This is a genomic window from Holophagales bacterium, from assembly GCA_016699405.1.
Lineage (GTDB): Bacteria > Acidobacteriota > Thermoanaerobaculia > Multivoradales > JAGPDF01 > JAAYLR01.
In genome coordinates this window covers 1642620-1661837 of record CP064972.1, presented here as the reverse complement: position 1 = coordinate 1661837, position 19218 = coordinate 1642620, and the positions used below count along the sequence as shown (strand labels likewise).

The 19218-nt window shown below is 67.1% G+C and carries 1 protein-coding gene; it reads right to left on the bottom strand.

From position 1 onward, the window contains the following. Nucleotides 1-69: 69 nt before the first annotated feature. Nucleotides 70-18801 carry a DUF11 domain-containing protein gene (locus tag IPJ17_07015; GenBank protein QQR75320.1) on the bottom strand — a complete coding sequence of 6244 codons (18732 nt, stop codon included), beginning with the start codon at nt 18799-18801 and terminating at the stop codon, nt 70-72. Nucleotides 18802-19218 lie beyond the last annotated feature (417 nt).

Below are 19218 nucleotides of genomic sequence, written 5' to 3'. Positions count from 1 at the left end.
CCTCCTCACCCCGTGGCCGATTCGTCTCGCTTCGCCTGTCCCGCCAGCACCCGACCTCCCGACACCTGATCATCGGATGCCCCCATGCCGCGTGCGGCGCGAGACGGCGAGAGCCGCGAACACCAGCAGCAGCGAGAAGGCGGCGGCGCCGATGGCGTTCAGCGTTGGAATCTCGAGGACCGAGGCCGGCACGATGGGCGTCGATGTCGGATCGACGCTGCCGGGTCGGTCCGGATCGTCGGTAGCGACCGCCTCGGTTCCCCAGCGGAACCAACCCTGGTTGACGATCTCGCCAACGGAAGGATCGAGAGCCGGATCGACGCGCACGCGGAAACGGATCTCGACCGAGACCCCGGATCCGACGTCGCCAACGTCGACGCGAATCGGATCTCCTTCGCTCACCGCACCTTGTGAGCTCCAGAGTGAACCCGACACGAGCCGGGCGTGGGACGGGATGCCATCCTCGAAGCGGACCGCGTGGGCCGGGCCGCCCCCTCGATTCATCAGTCCGACGGAGTACTCGATGATCTCTCCTGCGGAAGCCCCAGGGGCTCCGGGCGAATCGGGAAAGCGATCGGTCTTCGACGCGTCGAGCTCAGGGAGACCGACGAGTGGGATCACGGTGGGATCGGTGCTCCCTGGACGAGTGGGATCGTCGGTCAGCACCATCGGGAGCTCCGCGCTCTCCACACGACCTTGGTTCGAGATCTGCGAGGTCCCGGCCGGCACCGAACCGGCGATGGCGACCTCGAAGGAGATCTCGGCCGACGCTCCCGGAGCGAGCGTTCCGACCGCCACCTGCACGGGACTCTCGGCGAGGATCGAGCCGGCCGTGGTCGTCACCGAGCCGGGGACCACGGTCGTGGCATCGGGCGCCGCATCGTCGAACCGAACCGACGACAGCTGACTGCCGCCGAGCGCAGCGATCGTCACCTGGTATCGCAAACGTTCGCCCGGATTGGCCGCGCCGTCGCCGTTCGTGTCGAGAGCCAGAGAGACGCGCTTGGCAGCCGCAAGAGCAGGGGGTCCATCGTCATCGACCAGAGTCACGGAGGATTCACCGTCGCCGAGGGCGGCTCCCTGCACGGAGCTCAACCGAACGGTGAAGGTCTCGGCCGGCTCGTCGAGAGCGTCCTCGATCGTCGCGACCGAAAGGACGACCTCACTCGTTCCTGCCGTCACCACTCGCGTCCCGAGGGTGCTCAGGTAGTCGACACCCTCCGTCGCGCTGCCTCCGACCGTGGCGAAGTCGAAGCTCACGTCGACAGCGGGGGGCGGAGTCAGCCGCACATGCACTTGCGCCGTCTCCCCCTCGTCGACCGTGGCGTCCTCGATGGTGGCGACGCTCATCGTGTCGTCGTCACGAATGGTGATGGTGGCCCGAGGCTCCGCGAGTGTCCCGTTCTCGGGCGCCGACAGAACGAGCTCGAAGGTCTCGTCTCCTTCTACCAGGAGGTCGCTGACGAGCGGGATGGCGATGGCGCCGCTGAGCTCTCCGGACGGGATCGTCAGACGTCCGGAGACCGCGAAGTAGTCCAGGCCAGCCGTGGCCGAGCCGTCGCGCGTCGCAAAGCTCACGGTGGTCGGCCGATTGGACGGACGCGAGAGCGAAACGCTGACTACGACCGTGGGCTCACTCTCGCCCGCGACCCGGCTCTCAGCAGCGAGGGCCGGCGTGATCCGGATCTCCGTGCGGGTCGGGTCGGCGGTCGCAGCACTGTCCGGATCGTCGCTCGGCAGCTCTGCCACGCCTTGGGCAACAGCAAAAGCCTGATTGGCGATCTCGAGCCGGTCGAGCGGGAACGGGTCGGCGATCCGCACGCGGAAGCTCGCCGAGAGCTCGGCTCCCACGGCAAGCTCCGGCGACTCGAGGGTCAGTGGCTCTACCGCCGTCACCATTCCCCCAGAGACTTGCAGCGACCCCGGAACGAGCGTCGTCTCCTGCGGCAGCGAATCGGTCACCACCACCGCCGTAGCGGCGGTATTGCCGGAGTTCGTCAACGACACCACATAGAGCAGCTCGTCACCTGGCGACGCGAACCCATCGCCGTCCGCGTCACCCACCAGGAGATCGGACTTGCCGAGATGGAGATCCGGGCGAGCCGACACCGTGGTGATCGTCGGATCTTCCGTTTCCGCCGTCTCGGGATCGTCCGACACCACGGGCGCGAGCTCGATCGATGTCGCCGTCCCCTGGTTGGCAGTTTCCACCACACCGGGTGGTAGAGGTCGCACGACCTGCACGGCGAAACGGATCGCCGCGACCTCTCCTGCCGGCAGGGACTCGATCGCGACCGTCACCGGGTCCACACCGGTGATTGCCCCCCGATCCGTCGTCACCGAGCCGGCAACGAGAACGGTGTGGCTGGGAATCGGATCGACGACGGCGAGGCCGGTCGCTGCCGTGTTGCCGAGGTTGCGAAGGAGCAGGGTGTAGCTCAAGGTGTCGCCCGGCGACGCGACGCCGTCACCGTCCGCATCGACGGCCAGGGCATCGCTCTTCTCGAGCAAGAGCCGCGGCGCCGCCGAGACCGGAACGGCCGTTGGGTCGACGGCTCCGCCGACGGCGGGATCGTCGGTCAGGATCGCCGGAAGCTCGATCGACGAAACTGAACCCTGGTTGACGAGGCGATTCACGCCGGCCGCTAGCGGCGAGTCGATCCGGACGGAGAAGCGGACCGTTGCGCTCTCTCCCGGAGCCAAGGCCCCGAGCGAAACCGTGATCGGATCGATCGCCGTGACGGCTCCCACCGTGGTCGTCACGGACCCTGCAACCAGCGTCGTGTGCTGCGGCACCGGGTCCAGGAAGGTCATCCCCGTGGCCGGTGCGGTTCCCTGCGAGGCGACGACAACCTCGAAGAGGATCGTGTCGCCGGGACTGGGCCTCCCATCGCCATCGGCATCCGAACCCAGGCTCCAGGTCTTGGCCGCGGTCAGGGCCGGCTCCGTTCCGCCGCCGATCGAGAACGAGACGCTCGCCGTGGACCGATTCCCGGCCGCATCCTCCGCCACGACGTGCAACACATGAATCCCCGCCGTGGCGACCGCGGTTCCGGAGATGAAGGCGTGGCTATCGAGCGCCGTCGCGCTCCACCCGAGATGGACATCCTGGATCGAGATGACCGGCACCACCGGCGGCGGATAGCTGCCGCCATCGGCAACGCCGTCGACCTGGATCGCGGGAGGGGTCGTGTCGACCGTGAAGGCGATCGGCAGCGAGGTCGTGGCGTTCCCTGCTGCGTCAGCGGCCCTCACGATCAGCGAGTGCTCGCCTTCGGCCAGAGCCTCCCAGGGTCGCCCGAAGAGGCCGGACGTCGCAGCGAGCAGCGAGAGCTCTCGCCATGTCGCGCCGTCGATCGCGGCCTCGACGCGGTCGATGGTTGACCGCTGATCGACCGCCGTGGCCGCCACCTCGAGCAGCCCTCCGAGGAGCCCTCCGGCAGTCGGCCGCACCACGGTGAGCAGCGGAGGGGTCCGGTCGACGGGGGAGAAGCTCGCGACGGCGAGAGTCACCGCCGGCTGCGGACCCGCGAGCCCGTCGGAATCGAGAGCAAGCACTACGAGGTAGGTCTTCGACCCGAGCTCATCGGTCGCCAGGCTCTCGACGCCGCTCACCCGTGCCCCGGAAGAGAGACTCACCGGCGTCTGACGAACGACGAGACTCTCCCCGGTCGCGGCATCCACGACCGTCAGGGAGGTCAAAGCGCTCGTCGTCGCCGCCCCGCTCTGTTGATGCACCGACCAAGTCGCAAGGAGCGGATCGCCGAACGCTGGGGAACCGGTGTCCAAGGAAAGAGAACCGTCGAAGCTCGGCGGTGCCGCAAGGAGCTCGAACGGGGACAATGCCGAAACCTCGGCGGCATCCGCCCGCTGAACCTCGACCCGGGCGCGGTAGGGCCCGACCGATCCAGCGCTCGATGACCAAGTCCGGCGAACGCTCGCCGAGTCTCCGGGGAGGAGGTCGCCCAGCGTCGTCTGCCACTCACCGTGCACCACACCGTCGGCCGACTCGACGACGAGCCGAGCGACGAGCCCGGAGAGCAGCGCGTTTCCCGCGACATACCGGACTCGCGCCACAAGGGAGACCGGCGACCCCACCAGGTAGGCGGTGCGGTCGGTCTCCACGGCGGCGCTGAGTTGCATCGCTTCGCCCAGCGTGAAGGCCGCGACATCTTCCGTCACCGGCACCTGCGCCAGGTCGCGCAGCGCGGCCCTGACTTGGTAGCCCCCAGCGAAGGTCTGCCCGCTCGGCCAGACCAACGCCCGATGACTCGTCCCGGCGTACGGCAGGTCGACGATGGGCAGATCCAGAAGCTCGTTGACGACGAAACCAAGCTCGTCTTCGAGCGTGACGACGAGGCGACCGTTCCAGGTCGGTCCGGCGTTCGAGAGGTCCACGGCGATCTGCACCGACTCGCCGGCCGCGTAGGTCGTCTGGTCGGTGGCGATGGCGACCGCCGGGCCCGCGAGGCTTCCCGCGAGGAAGCTGCGCTCCCCTCGATTGTTCGACTCGTCGAGCTCCGCCACCTGATTCGACGAATCGACGACGGCAGCGACGACCAAGGTCCCGCCAGCCACCGGCACTTGCAGATCGAAGGAACGCGTCGTTGCCGCGCCAGGAGCGAGCGCCTCCAAGGCGAGGCCTTCGGCGAGAACGATCCGCAGGCCGTGCGAGCCGCTGGCCACCACATCGAGCCACGAGGCCGGGGAGGAAACGGCAGCGAGGTTTCGCACGGTCACCGATACTCTGGCGAGCGAGCCCGCCACCGGCGACTGCGGCCAGACGACGACCTCCTCCGAGCGAATCGACAGATCGGGTGCCGCGTCCGCCAGAAGCTCGAGCTCGATCGGCTGCGATGCGACTGACAGATTGCCCGACGGGTCGGTGGCGCGCGCCGTGAGTCGATTGACGCCGGAATGCAGGGCCAAGCCCGGATGGCGGAACCACCCGGCGGGAGCGTATCGCCGGACCTCGCCGTCGAACGTCGCGGCGAGCACGCCGCTCCGCGACCACTCGAGGGCACCCTCGCCCGGCCGGCCGAAGTCGTGAACGACGCGCTCGGTGCCCGTCGCCAGCTCGATGATCGAGAGACTGCCGTCAGGCCCAAGCACGGCGAGTCGATCGCCGACCGGCGACACCTGCGGGTCGCGTCTTCCGTCGGGAGCGTTGGTGACTTGGGTCACCGTCTGGCTCGTGACAGCCCAGGACCGAACCTGCGGAATGCCGGAAACGTCGGCCGACCAGAAGAGCCGCTCGCCATCGGACGACCAGCTCGGCGCGTCGAGAAACGCCTGGCTGTCCAGTTCGTCTACCGCTGGGCTCGTCGAGGACAGATCGATCGTTACCAAGCGCGCCGTGCCGGCGGCGTTCGGCAGGAGAGCGGCCAGGTGCCGACCATCCGGTGACCATTGGAGGTGATCCGGATCGTGCGCCGACCAGGAGAATTCCAGGAGCGAGCGGGCGAGGCCGGATGCGAGGTCATAGGCATAGAGGCCGGTCCCTTCGCCGAGGTCTCCCGCTATTGCCAGCTCGCGACCGTCGGGGCTCGCGGCCAGATCCTCGAACCATCCGGGAAGGGTCAGCGAGCGCACCAGCCTTCCCTCGGCGTCGAGCTCGAGAGCGACGCTGCCGTCTGGGCCGTGGATCCAGAGGGAACTGCCGCTCCACGTCCAGCGCGCTCCACCGTCCGGCAGCTCGACATCGAGCCCGGATTCGTTTTCCAAGTGAGCCACTCCGACCTCGTCGGTGCGGATCCACCGGCGGCCATCCGGCGCCAGGTGGAGGCGCATGCCGACCCCCGGACCGGCCGGCACGTCTGTCTCCGCCGCCGTCGCGCGCGCCGCACCAACCCACTGGCCGTCTCGGAACAGGGCCACCGACGAATCGGGCTCGGCGAGGCCGGCTACCGAGGCGATCGGCGAAGCCCAGATCAAGGAACGTCCGGCGACGGTCGGGAAGAGCAGAATCGGCGCTTCGACGACGTGGTCGTGCGGAGTTCCGCTGGCTTCGTTGGACGGCAGGCTCTCGTTGCCTGCGACATCGAGTGCAACGACCCGGTAGAAGTAGGTCGTTCCGTTGACCAACCCGAGGTCCCGACGGGTGGTTTCGGAGGTCACCGCGACCGCCTCGAAAGGACCACCGGAGGCCACGCCCCGGTACAGCCGATAGCCTGGAGGCGGACCACCGGCCGGCGGCGACCACCTCAGGTCCAGGGCACGACCTTCGGCCACCTCCGTGACCATCAGATCGAGCGGTGCCGCAGGGGCCACGACATTCACCACGACGACCACGGCATTGGAGAACGCCCCGAGGTTCCCCACCGCGTCGATCGGCCGCACCTCGTAGGTGTAAGTCCCATTCGGGCGTGCCACATCGACCTCCACGAGCAGATCGAGGTCGACGTGCTCGACGAGCTTGGCTCCGTTCCGATACAGATCGTAGCGAGCGACATCCGGAGCCGTGCTCGGCGTCCAAGTCAGATGGACGTCGGAGCCATGGACCGTCGCGGAGAGGATGACCGGCGGCGGCGGCTCGACGTCTCCGATCGGCACGGACGCCGAAGCCGACGGGTCGCTTTCGAAGCCGAGGAGATTCCAGGCCGTCACCGCATAGGCGTGCAGCCCGTCCGCCACCACCTCGGTGAAGCTCGGTTGAGCGATCGTCGGCATCACCTCCACGGCGACCTCGCTCAGGCCGACCCAAGACGATCCATCGGGCTGGGCGATCGGCGCGAGCAGATCCACCCGCAGTCGGTCGGTGCGATAGGCACGGGGCAACCGAAGCTCCGTGACCTCGAGGGCGTTGCCCCGAACCTCGACAAGCGGCACCCAGGCGCGTCCATCCCAGCCGAACAAGTCGAAGTCGGCGGCTCCGAACGGGATGGGTGCGCCCGCGAGCCAGCGCAGCGACGCCCGCTCGACGATGCGCGGCTCGCTCCACGTCACTTCGAGCCACTGCCCGGCGACCCCTGAGGGTTCCTGCCCAGCCGGGGCCCAGTAGCTCCCGGGATCGGCGTCAATCGCATACTCCGGAACCGCTGCGCCCTCGCTCGACGACGCACTGGCCGATTGATAGGCGACCGACTCGACAGCTGGCAGCCGATTCCCGTCGCGCACCAAGCGGTAGCCAAGGAGGTCGGGCTCGGAATTGGCGTTCCAGGTAAGGCTGACGTCATGCTCCCCCGGACCGGCAACACCCGCCACGCCGCCCGGCGCAGCGGGACGGTCGCCGCTTCGCACGATGACTGTCGCGGCCTTGCTGCGATTACCGCCGCCGTCGACGAGCCGCAGGCTGAAGGTGTTGTCTCCGATAGCAAGAGGGATGTCCGGCAGGGAGAAGGTCGCGTCCGCACCCGTGGCGATCGCGGGCAGCGGTCCGGTGCCGGCGCCGTTCGTCAGAGTGCCCTCGATCGTCGCAGCGATTCGGCCGCGACCGGCGAGGATCGTCGTCCGCAGCTCGGTCGGCGTGTAGGGCTGCCGCAGCCGCGGGGTATAGACGACGGCTGGCACCGCGTTTGACGGCAACGAGAGGTTCCCGCTCTGATCCACCGCGACGACTCGATAGTCGTAGTCGCCATCTGCAACGTTTGAATCGACGAGGACCGTCGTCACAACGGGATCGGGCGAGAGTCGGATCCAGTCCTCACTCGCCTGGAGATGGCGTTCAACGAAGTAGCCGCGCAAATCGGGCTCGGTCGAGGCCTGCCACTGCAGCGAGACCTCACCTCCGTCTACAGCGGCTCGAAGCTCGAGCGGAGCAGCCGGAGCTCCGAGATCGGCGTAGGTCACCGTGATCTGCGACGGTCCGGGATCAACCAGCCCGCCGAGGTCCGTTGCCACCGCCTCGAGCTCGTAGTCTCCGAAGGGAAGCGGCGGAACGAAGCTCTCGGGCGTAAAGGCCGCCTCCCAGGGAGCCACGGAGTCGGGGTTCCCGAGGTCGGTCCAGTCCTCCACCCCCACGGCGCGGAATCGGAAGCGCACCTCGGCGACATCCTGGTCGGAGGTGGTCGCACGAACCACCGTCGCTTCACCGATCGACGCCCCGTCCTCCGGCGCGACGATGACGGCATGTGGCGCCTGACGCGATACGGTCGCCTCGGCCGGGCTCGACGGCCCGGAGAGGTTCCCCGCCTGGTCCATCGCGAGCACGATGTAGGTGTAGGTGCCGTCGGGACGCTGGCGGTCGGAATAGGAACTGGTCCGAATGACGAAGGTACGGGGATCTCCGGCCGGTCCTCCGCCGGCGTTCACCAGGGCACCGTCGCGATAGAGCAGGTAGCCCTCGAGGTCTGCCTCGCTGTTGGCGTTCCAGGTGACGGCCACATCGGCCGACCCGCCAGGAACAATTGCCGCGAGACCCGTCGGCGGTGCCGGCGGGAGGTTGTCGATCGTCACCACGACTTCGTCGGCGCCGACGTTCCCCGCGACGTCCTCGGCCTCGAGCCGCAGGCGATGAGAGCTTCCCTCTTCTAGCGTTGCGGTCGCCCAGTCGGCCAACCGATCGGCTTCGACGGGCAGAGTCGACCGCGCAAGGAGCGTCGCTGTCCCTCCAAGGAGAGGCACGACCGAGAGCCGCCATTCCCGCAGGTCTCCGGCGCTCCAGGCAGTACCACGAACCTCGAGCACTCCAGACACCCTCGCCCCGGCCGCCGGCTCGAGGATCCGTGCCAACGGAGGTGTCCGATCCACCTCGACGAGCGCCTCGTTCGAGGGCCCGCTCCGCCAGCCCGCTCGGTCCACCGCTCGCACAACATAGACATGGCGCCCGTCGCCGAGGCCTGTGTCGAGAGCCGTGGTCGCGGTGAGCGGATCTCCCGGGATCTTCACTCCGTCGCGGAAGAGCTCGTAGCCGACGACGTCGGGCTCGGGGCTTGCCGTCCAATGGAGGCGTGCGTCTCGTCCACCCTCGAGGCTGGCGCGAAGCGTCGGCGCCGACGGCGGATGGGTGTCGACCTCGACGGGCAGCTCGACGCGAGCTCGATTGTCGGCCGCGTCGGTGACCTCGAGCCGGAGGAGGTAGCGGCCGTCAGGCGGCAGCGCTGTCCAGATCGCGAGGTTGCCGTCATCGACCGGCGTGGTCGAGCGCCCGATCTCATTGAAGGCCAGCGACCCTTCGGGCGCGACGCTCAGCATGCGTTGGACGAAGTGAGCGTCGGTTGCCGATCCGACGACTGGCGTGGCACCCCTGACGTAGTCCCCCGCTCGCGGCGTGAGGATCGCAGCACCCGGAGGGGTGTTGTCGACCGTGACGACGAGCCTCGTCTCACTCGAAAGAGAAGCTTGGTCCGTGGCGGAGAGCCGAAGCGTGTACAGCCCGTCGGCGAGCCCGGCGACCGCCCAGACGACGAGCGTCGGCTCGAGCGGCAGCTCGGAGCCCGAAGTGAGTGGCATCCAGCTCGAAGGAGAGGCGCCCACACCGACCTCGAGCCGCCATGCAGCGAGGTGTTCCTCGACGACTCCACCGACGATGGCGATTGGGTCTCCGGCCCTCCCGACGATCGCACCGACCGCCGGCGCCGTGATCGCGAGCTGCGGAGGAGTGTTGTCGACAATGAATGGGAGGACTTGTTCGATCCGGTTCTCCGCTGCGTCTTCTGCCCGAACGCGGAGGGCATGGGGACCTTCCGGGAGGCCGTCGAGGCTCCCGAGCGGCGCGTCGACTCGGCTCGCGGATCCCGTTTCGAGGATGCTCCACGGGCCAAGCGGGACACCCGAAGCGAGCTCCACTGAATAGGAAGTCAAGAATCGATCGACGATCGATCCGATCACCGGGCCGGAGCCCGCGACGAAGCCACTTTCCGGTCGACGGATCGTCACATCCGGTGCCTGACGATCAACGGACAGAGGCACGGCCTCATCCTGCGTCACGTTCGGATTCGAGGAGAGGACAGCGTGCACGACGACGCGATACTCCCCGTCGGGAACTTCCTGACCGAGGTCGTCATTGCCATCCCAGCCGAGCGTGAGCGCACCGGCAGCGACGCCTTGGCCGACGACCACCCGGCGCAGGACCGTTCCTCCGAGGTCCTGGATCACGACCGTGAGGCCAGCCGGCACCTCGACACCGATGCGCAGCGATGTGAGCTCGCGTCGACCATCGCCGTTCGGCGAGAAGAGGCCCGGCACGACTTCGACGTACGAGAGAATGCGGTAGGGCGAATCGACGAGAAGTGTCTCCCGGTCCTCAGCGCGGTTGCCGGCCGAGTCCTCGGTCTCGAGACGCAGGGTGTACGTGCCCGACAACCCATACGTGTTCCAGGTTCCGAGGATCTGGTCAGGGCTTGAGGATGAGCCCGCCGCCACGAGCTCCCAAGTCGTCGGCGCGGCACCAACTCCGACGAAGAGCTGGTAGCGAAGGAAGTGTTCGTCTTCGGTTCGAGCACGCACGTTGACCAGCATCGGGAGCGGTTCCCCGGAACGCGGATAGAGCAGGTCAGCGGCGGGAGACGTGTTGTCGACGGTCACCGGCACGATCTTGCGACCGGCGTTGGTACAGCCGTCGAGCACGTCGACGGCGATTGCATAGGTGCCGTCAGACACGACCGTGCCGCGCGCATCCAGTCCGTTCCACTCGACGACGAGCTGGTCCAGCACGAGGTGCCCCTCGAGCAACCGCCGAAGCTCCGGCCCCGAGAGCTCCCATCCACCGGGACCAAGGCTCGCCTTGTACAGGCTCAAGTTCGCGGTGAGGCTCTCTCCCGCATCCAGCGTCAGCTCCGTGGCGTCGAAGACCCCGTCCCCGTTCGGGGAGAAGGGACTCGGACCTGATAGCGAGACGACGCCATCAGGTCGACCGTCCACCTCGACTGTTCTCTCGCGACAGACGCGGAATCCTCCCCAGTCGACCGCCTCGAGCCTCATCGCGACGAGGCCGTCAATCGGGAACTCGCTTCTCCAGGTCTGCATCACCGATTGAACTGGTCCGTCCGGAGATTGGTACCTCGGCGTGCACGCTGATCCTGCCGAGTTGCCTCGACGATTCCGGGGAGACTCCCAAGCGCGATCCAGGCGACTCACTTCCTCACCAGAGCACGCCGGAGGCATGGGCAACCGACCACAGCCCGCGGTGCACAGGTACGGCACAGCACCCGAGCGGAGCAGCCCACCGGAGAACTCGTTGAAATGGGCGGGCAGCGGCGCCGGTGGGCCAGCGAACTCAGGGGATGAGAGGGCGTACTGCAATCCTCCCGCATCGCTCAAGGAGTGATCGACGCGGAAGCTCTTCGCACAAAGAGGCTGCCCTTCCAACGGATACAGGATTTCCGCTGTCGGCGGCGTTCGGTCGACCACGAAACTCCCCAACCACGATCGCTGTTCGCCACTCGAATTGACAACACGCGCACGGTAGCGATAGCTGCCCTCGGAGAATCCGGATGAATCCAGTCGATAGCGGTAGGTGGCTCCCGGAATTGGGCGATTCACGCTCGTCCAAAGCTCCTCGGAGCCGTCCTCCAGAAGACGTCCCAGCGTCAGCAGCAGGATCTCGCGATCGCCTCGGTAGTTTCTCGCTACGGACTCGAAGAGGATCCCTCCTCCAGGGCTTCCGCCGCATTCGGCCGCCCATTCGGGGAACGACCACGCCTCGACGCTGAAACAAGGGCCCTGGAATGGCAGCGGTCCGGTCGTCAAGGGAAGGCGCGTTCCATCGCCGCCAACCCGCCATCCCTCGAATCGCACGAGATACTCGGCGCAAGGCGTCCACGCCTCCACACGGAACAGATACTCGCGGCCGACACCGAACACTGGCGCCAGCCGAACTGGCGGGGTATAGCGCAGATCCGCGGAGCTCGATACCTGAAGGCTCAGCCCTTCGACCTCCTCGCTGCCGACTACCGTGCCGAGCAAGAAGAGCGCATCTCCCTCCTCAATGGCCTCAGCACTGATCGCCTGTCGGTAGAGCCTCGAGATGGCTTCGTTCTCTCCATCCAGGCCAGTTCGAACGACATCTTCGGAGAAGGCGCCCGACAGCTTCAGCGAAGCTGTACCCGCAGCCCCGCGAACGGCGATTCGAGACTCGGCCTCCCAAGCGGCGCCACTTGAGTCGAGGCCTCGGAGACAGACGACGTGCCGGCCAGGAGAGAGGCCGCTCGCATTGATGAGCACCTCGAATCCAAGGTCCGGGAGAGGAAAGCCCCATGGAAGCGAGGCACCGACTTGATAGGTCGCCAGGACGGGGAACACCGCCCCGAGGCCTCCCGTACACTCTCCGGAAGGCGGCACTCGTACCTCGGCCGAGACCAGCGACGTTGGCCAGGCGTTCAGAGCCTCGAGCCGAAGAAGTCCATTCTCTGGAACGTCGAAGGTGTCGCACTGCGTCGCTCCCGGTGGACCGATCAGTTGCCCGCTCGGCTGTCCGCTTGCTGCGCCCAGAATGACCCTCGGCTCAGGACCGGCCGCTGACACCGAAGTCCGGTTCCCGGCGCGGTCGATCGCGATGAGCCGGAAGCGATAGGCCTGCTCTTCATCGAGCGACACGGACCTCAGGTCGATCGGTTCCCAGATCGCCGGGGTCTGCCCGAGGCCTCGCTCCAGATGCACCTCCAGGTCGTCGACAGTTGCTGGATCTCCATCGTCGTCGGCCGATCGCTCAAGGGAATACCAGAGCTCTAGGTGCCTTCCTCCCGGCGCGAGTCCATCCGGGCGACAGGAGGGACTCATCGCGACAAGGGAGAGCGAGGCGCTCGGCGCCCGCGTATCCACTTCGACCCCCTGTTGGAAGTCGAGCACGCGCAACCGGTAGCGGCCATCCACGACACGCGTTCCGGCGTCGTCCCGGCCGTCCCAGACGAAAGAGAATTCGCCAGGAATGGCATGACTGCGCGAGAAGGTCCGCACTGCGGAGCCGCGGGCATCGAGGAACTGAAACTCGAGATTGGCGGGTTCGAGCACCCGATAGCTGACCACCGCCTGGTCGAGGGCTCCGTCGCCGTTCGGAGAGAAGACCTCCGGCGACACGTCGAGGTCCGTCAAAACAGGCGTATCCGAGGAGAAGACCCGGGCTGAGGCCACACGTGTATTCCCGGCTTTGTCCTCGGCGACCAGGCGCACGCGGAACACCCCGGGGCCCGGCGGGATCCAACTCTGAATCTCCCCACCGAACTCCTGATGGGCCGAGGGTGGGGCGATGGGAAGCCAGACCGGCGACGGCGCCTCGAGCGCGTACTCGAGTCGGAACCGCTCGAAGCTTCGGTCGGCCGCAACGCCCTCGAGCAATACACCGCCGACTCCAGGCACACGACGCGCGGTCAGCTCGGTACCGAGGTTGAGCCAGTTCTTCACTGCCAGCAAGTCTGGCCCGGTCCCAAAGCACGCGCTTTCCGGATCGAGCCCGGGGTCCTCGGACTCGAAGAGCAGGCGGCGCCGAGTGGGCGAGAGCCGCACATTCTCGAGATGGGTCCAGTCGGCCAGCAATTCGACGGGGCTTGCGCCGGGATCAAGCCCGAAGGCATGGAGCGGCTTGGCGTAGAGGCTGCTCGCCGTGAGCACCGCCCGGTCGTTGGGCACCCACGGTCCGCCTCCAAGGCCCCACTCAAAGGGCGCCGATGGTTCGTTCCGCCCTGAGAGCGTCCGCCTCGTCTCGGCAGCGGGGACACCGGGGATCGCCCCGTCTTCTCTGGCCGTGAGCGAGAGGCGGAGCGGACCGAATCTCCCCCCCCTCCATGCGGCCTCGATCTCGCGTCCGGTCGCCTCGAACAGCCGGCCATCGTGGCTCTCGATCGCCGCTTTGGTCTCCTGGCCATTCTCCGTTTCGATGGCGGAGACCAGCGAGAGGCGTTCGCCTGCCGCCGAGAGCTGAAGGCTCTCGATCTGCGCCTCGCTCGCCGCGAGGTTACGGATGCGCAAGCGAATCGACCCCTGCTCCTGCCCGATCCAGGACGGCAGATCGAGCGACTCCTCGTCGAATCGCCTGGAGAAGTGCAGCCTGCCGATCTCCTCCCACCCTTGCTCCCTCGCGGCGCTCACAGCGAAGGAGCAGCAATGGCATCGCGCCGGCGACGATCCGAGGCTCCTTGCCGCCGTCGACTGCAGATCGACGACGAAAAACTCCTCCCACATTTCGCAGTTCGCCAAGCGGGAAACCCGGATCGCAAGCTCGTCGTTCCAGGTCGAGAACCCGAGCGGGATCGCGGCGTCGGTGGAGCCTCCGGCGATGGGGCTCAGAGGAATCGAGAGACGCTGGAGGAGTTCGCCATTGCTCGCGAAGATCGCGACTTCTCCGGTCGTCGCGTCCCTCAGCGCCAAGAGTGATCCGTCGTCGCTCCATACCGGCGCGACCCAATCGATGGGTTCCAAGGGAAGCTCAAGGGCAGATCCTGTCTCCAGATTCACCACGAACTGACGTTGCGCGGCGTCGCCGAGGGTCTCGACGAGCACCCTCCGCCGATCGGGCGAGAAGGTCGTTCGCGTGATGGGTGCCGGAGAAGCGAACACGGGTACCTTGAGGGAAGGATCGGAGGTCGCGATCGCGACGAGGGTCTCGGGCGCACGTTCCTGCGCAAGGAGCTTGCGGTCCCCATCGAAGAACCCAAGAACTCGCGAGTCGCTCCCGAGCGGCAGCTCAGCGAGCTGCGTACCGCTGGCGTTCGCAAGAAAGACACCTCGAGTCCCGTTTCCCCCGCAGTGCCGACAATCGCCGCAGAGACATGCGGACTGCGTGAACGCGACAAGGGCTCCACTCGCCGAGACGTTCATCTCGCTTGGCTCGTCAGGCAAGTCACCAATGGCGTGCGGAGCAAACCAGTCCGGTCCAACCACTGGCTGAAGGCTCCCGCCGTTTCCCGGGGCCCGGTAGATGCCCGTCGAAACACCACCCGCCGGCAGCCGGAAGAGGAAATAGGCCCAGCGCTCGTCGGCGGTCAGCTGGAGCTCGTCCGGTCGCGGAGTGGAGCAGGTCAGATTCTCGATCGCCTCATAGGGTGTCCCCGAGGCCTCTACCATCGAGCTGCGGTTGGTGTCGAGCGTGGTCACCGCTCGCGCGAGCACGGATCCATCGCCTGCGACGGCCCTTACCTCGTAGTCACCGTCCCTAGCCAATCGTCCGAGACTCGTCATCCCGGACCAAACGAAGCTACCCCCGGTCGTCGCGCTCCACTCGGGGCGACTCTCCCGCCACACGGTCTGACCCCAGCGGTCGAGAATCTCGACCGCAACGGATGCGGCAGGATCCAGCCGGAAGGAGAACACCGTCGTGTCCTTGATTCCATCGGAGTTCGGTGAAAAGAACCGTTCGGACATGTAGGCGTCGGCATCCTGGACGGCTAGAGGAAGTGCTGCTTGGTTGTTGCCTTCGTTGCCTTCGCGGATCTGTGCGTCCGGGTCGACTCGAACGACCAGCTCGCCACTTGCCACCGAACCATCGAACGAAAGCTCGACCTGCGCCGTCCCACTCCGGCCGCCCCCGACGGGTGCAAAGTGCGCGTCCGGCACGAGCGGGACCTCGTCATCTCCATGGGTTCGCAGGAAGGCTCGAGCCCGCAGTCCCTCGAGCACCTGTTCACCGAGATTGGCGATCTCGATTGACAGCGTCGCCGATTGGCCCGGGACCGGGAAGGGCGGGTTGAGCCCCAACGAGGCCGGCGAGATCGCCGCATCGGGGAGACTCAAGACGTCTAGTCGCCGGAACGCCTCGTTGTCAGCCTCGTCGAGCTCGGAGATGGCGTTGTCTGGATCGACGACCAGATGGATGAAGCGGTCGGCGGCATTCGGCACTTCGGCCCACCGGAGGTCGACGGCCGTCGATGCTCCTTCGGCAAGGCTCGGCACGGTGACGGTCGCGATCGGAGCTCCCCCTTGCGCAGGGTTCCCGTCGAAGGCACGCACGACAATCTGCTGCGCCTCGACTCCACCGGTGTTGCGCAACAGAATCTGCAGATCCAACGGCGCCCCTTCCAACGCGGGCTCGGGGGTGAACTGCAGATCGCGGTAGGAGATTGTCAGGTTGGGCGTGCTCGGCGCTCCGGCGAGAAAGGGGAGGCTCGCCGAGTTGTTCCCTTCGTCGACTTCAGGGACCAACCCCAAGGGATCCAGCACCACACGAAAATCGAAGGAACCTCCTCGCGACACGCGCCAAGGGATCGTCAAGGTTGATGCCGTGCCCGCTGCAAGCTGCAGCGAATCCTCGCTCACCAGCTCTGCGGTACTGCCCTGGACGACCTCGGTGCGCAATGTGAATGCCGGCGAACCGAGCGTCCCACGGTTTCGCAGCGTCACCGCGAAGCGCACGTCGGCCCCCGGGTACGGAGGGTCGAGCAGGGTGATCTGGGAAGCGAGCACTTCGAGATCCACGCTTGGCGCCGTCGTCACCCGGGCGCTGGCCTGGTTGTTGTCTTCCCGCGCTTCAACGACCTGGTCGGCGGGGTCCGCGATCAGAGTGACCTCATGCGCTCCTGGCGACGTGACATCGAACGGGATGCTCACCGGTACGGTCGACCCGGCACCCACCGCAACGGCGACCTCTCCTACCAGGCTGCCGTCCGACGGTGCTCCCCTCCACATCTGGATCGCAACCGCCGGCACCGGGGTCATGCCGCGATTGCGGAGCGCTACGGTGACCGTGACGGTCGACGGCAACAGGTTCGGCGACGAGGGCGAGAACGAGATTCCCTCCGGGCGAACCTCGAGATCGGGCCCTGGCGGAGCAGTGGCGACCTCGAGCGTCAGCAGGCTCCGATTGTCCGACTCGTCTGACTCGATGATGGAGCCTTCCGGGTCGAAGATCGCGACCAGCACGTGGGGTCCCGCGGGCGAGTCGGCGAGCCAGTTGGTCTCGAGGTCGACCTCTCCTCCAGCAGGGAGAGGTGGCACGACCCGATCCGGGCTGATGGCCACACCGCCCTGTTCCGGCAGCCCATCGAAGAACCGCACTGTCCCCGCTGGCAGAGGCAAACTGCCGCTGTTCCGCAGACGAACATGGAGTAGAACGGACTCCCCTTCTGCTGGGTTCGCAGGGACCGCTGAAAGCGAAGCGGAGAACACTCCATTCGGGAGCTCACCCTGTCGCAGCGCCTCGACGACTCGTGCCGTCGTGAAGACACTTCCGTCCCAGCTACCCGCCACGCTCTGGCGGCTCGAGAGGTAGGCGGTTGCCGCCTCTTCGTCGATCGCACCGACTCGTCCTGCAGCCCGCAGCACGAGGAGTGCTTCCGCGGTGGCGTGCGCCGTGCTCGGCGAATCACCAAAACCACCATCGGCGTTCTGATGCGCGGCGATCCAGCCCAAACCGGCCTCTGCGCTCGAGGTCCTGCCGCGCGCAAGGAGCAGGCGCGTCGCGGCAGCTGTGACCTCCACTCTCCCGGAACCCCCGGGAGCGCCTCCCCAGCTTCCGTCCGGATTCTGAGCCTGCACCAGTCTCTGGACCGCCGCGTCGTCGCCGGCACCGCCATCTCGCGCCGACAGCGCCACGACCGTGTCGAGCGGATCCAAGCGGTAGCTCAGGGAAGCTCCCCATCCGCCATCGGGCCTCTGGGCTGCCCCGATCAGGGCAAGCTGGTCTGACCGTTCGGATCCGGCGCCCAGGCGATGAAGCAGCGCCGCACGGTGCGCTCCCGCATCGGTGCCCACGGCCGAGCCGGCACGAGCCCAGGCGACAAGGCCAGCCAAGTCGAAGCTTCCCCCGGCGGCGAGGAGGCTCGAGGCCACCGCCGCGCTGTCGCGCCATCGCGTGCCTTCCCGATCCTGCCAGTAGCCCTCCGCACTTTGGCGGCTGGCTAGCCAGCGCAGGGCGTCGGCGAGGACCATCGCTCCCGGACGGATCGCTCCGCCATCGAGGGGGACCGGGAGCCCCGGCGTCGCTTCGTCGGCACCGAGAGGGTGAATCTCGAGTCGTCCACGGCCGGCGGTCTGGATCGCGAAGCGTTTCATGAGCTCGCGCCGCAGCAGCTCGAGGTTCGCCAGATCGGACTCGCTCACCTCGTCGCCGGGACGAACGAGATAGACGAGCGCTGCCGCGAGCTCTCGCGGAGCCGCAGCGGCAGCGGGCACTCGAGGGCCTTCGGCGGCGATCACGTCCTCGATCGACAGGTCGAGGCGAGTGCCGCTGACCGTCTCGCCGATGCGCGCCGGCCGCTTGGGGTCGATCGTCGGGTTGCGAATCAAGAAGAACGGCGGAACCTCGTCGGAGGACAGGAAGCCGGCGAGATAGAGGTCCAACGGGCTGGCGATCTTGAGCGCGTCGATCGACGTGAACGTGCCATCTCCGTTGTCGCGCCAGTTGTTGCCGTAGAGCACTGATCCATTGGAGGCGAGCAGGTAGCTCCAGTGTCCCTCTCCGGTGACCAGGTCTCCAGAGGGGCTTCCACCCGCCGTGCGAAAGCTGACTCGCGCTGCCCAGCGGTGAAGAAGCTCGTGAGTAGCGATGAGGAGCGCTTGATCGAGTTCGGTGGTGGGCGAATCGAGTCGATACGACGCAAGCTCTCCGAGATCGACGTAGCTCTGCAATCTGCCCGCGCTTCCGAAGAGGTCACTCTGATCGAAGATCGGCAGACCGATTCCCTCGATGTCGTTTCGCACACCGAGGTGATGCGCCCGGTCGCCGGGCCCGAGTGCCACAGGGAAACCAGCCGCAACGATCAGGAAGTCGTAGGCGTCGGCGTGATCGGCGAAGAACGCGCTACCCACCGCCTCGCGAGAGGCCCAGTTCGAGGAACCGTCTGGAGCGACGAAGTCATAATCGCCAGAGATGTCGAGGATGGCGACATGCCCTCGGTCTTCGCGAAAGGCGACCGCCACTGGCTCGCCGGCCCGCGCGGCCAAACGCGGGGGACTCTGGTCGCTCCCCAGAAGCGGCATGGCGAGGAGTGTCATGCCGGAAGCAAGGACGCTCCTGACCCATGCCCGCGAGACGCGGCAGCACGAGAGACACGAGCTGACGTGGCGCCCGGCAGACAGAACGACGGACCTCCAACGGCCCTGGAGCATTCGACCCACCCTCCTCAACACCAAGCCAAGACGTCAAAGCAAGCGCCGATCTCACACTTACTGGCTGGAAACGCAATCACCGAAAGGAATGAGCTTGTCTAGTCACGGCCCACAGATAGCGGACTTCCATGATCTTGTTTATGAATACACTCGCACAGACTCGCGGTCAAAGACAACCCCGCGCCCTCCTCCCGACGGCTGGCGTGCGGCCTGGAGCCGCCGTCAAGACCCGGGGAGGGGAAATCCCTCAACTGGAATCGAACATCCAGCCGTAGGACGACAAGTGACGACCAGACAATGCTC

Bases quoted from the DNA above. Each gene is read 5' to 3' on its own strand.
- IPJ17_07015 (QQR75320.1), bottom strand. From the start codon at position 18,801: ATGACACTCCTCGCCATGCCGCTTCTGGGGAGCGACCAGAGTCCCCCG.